Genomic DNA, 2,767 nt, shown 5'->3' on the forward strand with positions numbered 1-2,767 from the left:
GTCGTCATCGTGTGCCTGTTTTTATTGCTTTTTGTCGTTATTTTGGGATTCCCTCTCGAGAAATTGGCAACGCTATCCACAGCTTTGCCGAGTATTCCCCGGATGGAGGCCAAACCTGGAAATCAGTGGATTTAGGTGGGGCGCCTATAGAGAAAACAAAAATCACATCTAATTTCCGGCCCACCAGAAAGGTCGCTGGTTCCAGCAGTGACTCCAAGAAGATTAAGGCTCTCCTGAAGGCTCTTCTGAAAGGGGCTGACTTGGCAGAGCAGCAAACTCTGGCTAAAGCCTGTGGCATGAGCCTGGAGGAACTGAACAAAACCCTTGAGAAAAACAGTGCATTACCAGAGACGAATCTAAGTATTTCCGAAATGGTCAGGAACCTTTGGAAGGAAAACAATTTAACCAGTTTTCACATGGGAACCTCAATCATAGAGGCATTGGGAACAAAAGCATTGACCGACCTCAAGATAGATTTTGAACAGATGTCGCTGGCAGTAAATCAAATATTGTCCGACGGTGATGAATATCAGGTCATTAAACTACTCAAGTCACTCCGTTCAAAAATAAATGATCAGGCCGAAGCAAACGCTGACAAGTGGCTGCTTTCAACGGTGGACATACTGCAAGACATTGACTTGGCCAAGCCTTCGGTTATCCGCTTTGCCCTTAATGCCATGGAATTGGGTTGGCTGGATCCAGTGCAGAACTATCAGTGCCAAATGATGGGATTCGATAAACTTCATCAGCTATTGGTGCGCCTGGAAGGGGTCTGTGAACTGAAGGTTAAAGCCGCTGATTGCCTGAAAAACTGTTATACGAAATTATTTTCCAGGGAAAAAAATAATTGTGTATGGAAGTTGGCTAGTAGAAACTTCCAAAAGACTAAAGGTAGTTCCATACTCGTCACTCATTGTCATGATGGGTTTTCGCAATTCTTTGAAGATAAAATTGTCAATCGATCTTTACAGAACACCTGGACGTTCGATCCTGAGGGCATTCCGAATATAGAACGAATGCTGGCACACCACCCTGCGTTTCCGAAGTTAGTCTCGGGCAAGGCAAGCCACCGTCCGGTCATTATCCTTGGGCAAGTTTCCTGGGACACCACAGTGATTAATAAAAAGGTCGATGCTCTGTTGCAAATAAATGCTGATTATGACCTGTTTTTGAAGGATTTATTGGAAAAGTCCTTTCGGGCGTCAGAGCAGGATCTTCAGCTTTTAAATGCTTTAATAGACAGATACGAGCAAGCGCTTCAGCGGGCCTTCTGTCATTACCTGTATGAAGTGACGCATTCGAAAGGCGGTTGCTTAACGTATTGTTGGGCCGACGCTAACATCAGGACTACTGGCTATTACTTCACTAACAACTTTGGGGCTCGTCACCCATCCTCACCGGAACAGCTGTATGACATGATGTATTTAATTGATAGCCCTTCCTGGTTTCAGGAATGCGTTAATGGTGCTTACTTAAGACAGGCACACAACGCCACTAATGCTCTGGTGCTCAAATCCGCTGAGCTGACAAAAATTGCCGAAGAGTTTTTGAACAGCGTGAATTTGAATTCGCTTTATGAGTCGTTTTTTGCGTGATTCTTTCAACGGCTACGGGTATCAATCCAAATGAAACTTTCATCCTGTCTGAAGGTCATATAATCAAGCACTTTCAATGCAGTTCTTCAGATGACAGGAGAGAAGTTGACAATGGATGGTCGGATTGACAGAGAAGTAAAGAAACCCGTTCCTGACACTGGCGTATCAGCCACGGTAGCGAAACTGGAGTTATCGTCAAAAAAGAATGTTATAACCTGCTCTGACGTGACTCCCGAAATCAATAGATCAACACGTCCGATGACGTTGCCTGACAAGGAGAGAACGGTATCCTCAGGAAATTCCTCGCTCCGCATGGCTTCTTGTTCCTTTGATTTTCGTTTTGTCGCTAGTGATGATGAAATTCGACGGCTTTTAGTGGCCCAGACCGGCGATGGACACCGGGATGTCACCCTTATTTCCCACCCCGATGACCTCTCACAGGCTAATCTGGTCAGCCGGTTGAGCATTTCTGAAGAGGGGTGCCATGTTCTGCGTTCAGGCAAGCTGTTTGAAGGGCCACAGCCACTCACTCTGGTGATGGATATACGCAAGCTCACCAGTGAGGAGCTGCCAAAATTTAACGATCTACTGGACCCGAACAACCCCTCTCTGTACGACAAAGTCAGCCAGAAGAAACGTCCCCTGGGTGAGCATGTCACGCTGCTGGTTTTGGCAAACCCGGCACAGTTGACATCCGTTGACCGGAGTGACGACGCGCCGGGTGCTGATTTCTGGCGCCGAATTAATCGACCCGGAAATACCTGGCAGTTCGACCCACAGACCGGCGATGACCCATTGATGGACATCAACAAGGTTCCCCGGGTATTGGCTGAACTCCCCAGTGCCGCCAGTGCTACCGGGAGTGCTACGGATGATGACAATACCGTTGTTATTGACTGCCACTTGCACAGTAACTGGCGACAATTGCTGCTGGGCGGCCCCGGAGTGGATAAGCAGGGGCGAATCCAGCATATCCCCGGCAGGCTCGAGTCATTAAGGGCCGGACAACGGGTGATTCTGAAAGGAGCCAACTGGCAGGATCTGGCCTTTGAACAGGCGATTCGACTGATGCTGGCGCAAAAGTGTTTTGAGAGCAATGGCAAGATCTGTCGGTTAGCCGACGATGTTCAGTTTTATCAAATGCCGGTAGGGAAGGACGAGCTTCATTCAAT

Annotated in this window: 2 protein-coding genes; both read left to right on the forward strand. The window is 47.6% G+C overall.

Going from position 1 to position 2,767, the window contains the following annotated elements; all coding sequences use genetic code 11:
- Positions 1 to 1,595: hypothetical protein (locus KDK19_RS00030; protein WP_257291069.1), on the forward strand; the 1,595-nt coding region annotated here is incomplete at its 5' end.
- A gap of 111 nt (positions 1,596 to 1,706) precedes the next feature.
- Positions 1,707 to 2,767 (forward strand): hypothetical protein (locus KDK19_RS00035; protein ID WP_257253472.1); only part of this gene is annotated, 1,061 nt, incomplete at its 3' end.

Origin of the sequence: Endozoicomonas sp. ONNA1 (assembly GCF_024606325.1) — a bacterium.
Taxonomy (GTDB): Bacteria; Pseudomonadota; Gammaproteobacteria; order Pseudomonadales; family Endozoicomonadaceae; genus Endozoicomonas_A.